3 protein-coding genes are annotated in these 2126 nt (G+C 72.8%); 2 read left to right on the forward strand and 1 reads right to left on the reverse strand.

Annotation, left to right across the window (positions count from 1 at the left end):
- Positions 1–912 (forward strand): response regulator (locus N4P33_RS34865; RefSeq protein WP_260830918.1); only part of this gene is annotated, 912 nt, incomplete at its 5' end.
- Positions 913–922: 10 nt separating this feature from the next.
- On the opposite strand, the gene N4P33_RS34870 is transcribed toward N4P33_RS34865, so the two are convergent.
- The gene (locus N4P33_RS34870) at positions 923–1501 is read right to left on the reverse strand and encodes a TetR family transcriptional regulator (RefSeq protein ID WP_260830919.1); all 579 of its coding nucleotides are present in this window, start codon (positions 1499–1501) and stop codon (positions 923–925) included.
- 130 nt (positions 1502–1631) lie between these two features.
- Here N4P33_RS34870 and N4P33_RS34875 point away from each other — a divergent pair.
- Positions 1632–2126, forward strand: a 495-nt coding sequence (locus N4P33_RS34875; protein WP_260830920.1) for an MFS transporter, incomplete at its 3' end; no start/stop codon positions are given.

The raw sequence follows: 2126 nt of genomic DNA on the forward strand, positions 1-2126 counted from the left end.
CAGCCGCAGGGCACGCTGGCCGGTCAGTCCCGGCTCGCCCCGGCCACGCAGGGCACCGGGCGTTCGTACGCCATAGGCGCACCGGACGCGGACGCCGCCGAGGGGCCGGAGCCGCTGGACGGTCCCGGCGGGGCCGTGGAGGTGGCGGACACGCCGCGGCCGGTGCCGATGGACGACGAGCTGCCGCCGGAGCCGCTGGACAACCCGCGCCGGCTGCTGGTGTGGCCCGCACCGGACGTCTCCACCCAGCAGGCGCTGAGCGACCGCGGTTACCGGCCGGTGATCGTGCACTCGCGCGAGGAGGTCGACGCGCAGATCGCGGCGTTCCCGGCCGCGCTGTTCGTGGACCCGCTGACCGGCCCGATCACCCGCACGGCGCTGCAGTCGCTGCGCCAGGCGGCGGTGGCGGCCGAGGTGCCGGTGCTGGTCACGGCCGGGCTCGGGCAGGCCTCGCGCGACGCGGCGTACGGCGCCGACCCCGCCGTACTCCTCAAGGCGCTCGCGCCGCGCGACAGCGAGCAGCATCCGCCGCGCGTGCTGCTGATCGAGGAGCACGCGGAGATCGCGCTGGCGCTGACGGCGACGCTGGAGCGGCGCGGGATGCAGGTGGCGCGGGCCGCGAGCGACGCCGACGCGGTGGCGCTGGCGGGGCAGTTCCGGCCGAACCTGGTGGTGATGGACCTGATGCAGGTGCAGCGCCAGCAGGCGGGGCACGCCGGGATCGTCGACTGGCTGCGGGCGAACGGCCAGCTCAACCGCACCCCGCTCGTCGTCTACACCGCCGCCGTCGACCAGGCCGACCTGCCGCGGCTGGCCTCCGGGGAGACGGTGCTGTTCCTCGCGGAGCGGTCCACCAGCGGTGAGGTGCAGGCCGGGATCGTCGACCTGCTCGCCCGCATCGGTACGAACTGACGCAGGCCGGTCAGCGGGCCACCAGGCGGCGGGCCGCCTCCTTCACCGACGCCCGCAGCCGCTCGCGCTCCGCCGCGCTGTCGCCGGCCAGGATGCGCCGCATCTGCGGGACGACGGCCGTCCAGTTGGCCAGCGCGGTGAGCAGGAACATGAGGTCCCCGGCCGGGATGGCGTCGGTGACCACGCCCCGGTCCTGCGCGTCCTGGAGGATGGCGACCTTGTGCCGGTAGTGCTCCTGGCGTCCGGACTCGTGGGGCAGTTCGGCGGTGCCGTACTCCAGGCCCTCCCAGAAGAGCAGGCGCAGCAGTTCGGGGTGGGCCGCGTGATAGTCCATGAGGCGGTCGATCCAGCCGTCGATGTCGTCCGGATCGATGGGGACGGCCTCGGCGAGGTCCAGCATCTTCTTCTCGAGGACGATCGCGAACAGCTCCGCCTTGTTGCCGAAGTAGGCGTAGATCAGCTGTTTGTTGGCCTTCGCGGCGGACGCGATGCGATCGATGCGGGCGCCGGCGATGCCGTGACGGGCGAACTCGGCGACCGCCGCCTCGAAGATCCGGGCCTTGGTGGCCTCGGGGTCCCTTGCTCCCATGCGGGACAGGGTAGCGCGGCAAGTAACCAACTGTTTGGTTGACGGGAAGAGGTGGGACACGCAGACTGTTCCCCCTATCAGCCAACCAACCAGTTAGTTATTAGAGCAGGCTCGAAGGGGTCCCCTGCCGATGTCCTCAGCGTCCACGTCCACCCCCGCCCACCAGCGCGGCATATCGCCCGCGCCCGCGGCCCCGCAACCGCGGCCCGGCTCAGCTGTCTTCCTCACCCTGCTCGCCGTCTGCAGCGCGGTCACGGCCGCCAACATCTATCTCGCCGCCCCGCTGCTCTCCCTCATCGCCGACGACTTCGGCGCGGCCCCGTCCGCCGTGGCGTGGATCGCCTCCGTCGCCCAGCTCGGCTACGCCGTCGGCCTGCTCTTCTTCGCCCCGCTCGGCGACACCGCCAACCGGCGCCGGCTGGTCACCGTCCTCACCCTGGTCACCACGCTCGCCCTGATCGCGAGCTCCGTCGCACCCGGCACGAGCACGCTCGCCGGCGCCGTGTCCACCATCGAGTCCGGCATGGGCGGCATCCTCGGCCATGTCGCGATCATCATCGGCCTGGGCACCATGCTCGGCGCGATCCTCGAAGTCAGCGGCGGCGCCGAGGTGCTGGCGTCCCGC

The sequence above is a fragment of the Streptomyces sp. 15-116A genome (genome assembly GCF_025290915.1).
GTDB lineage: Bacteria > Actinomycetota > Actinomycetes > Streptomycetales > Streptomycetaceae > Streptomyces.

Coding starts and splice junctions, on each gene's coding strand:
- N4P33_RS34870 (WP_260830919.1), bottom strand. CDS start 1,501: ATGGGAGCAAGGGACCCCGAGGCCACCAAGGCCCGGATCTTCGAGGCG.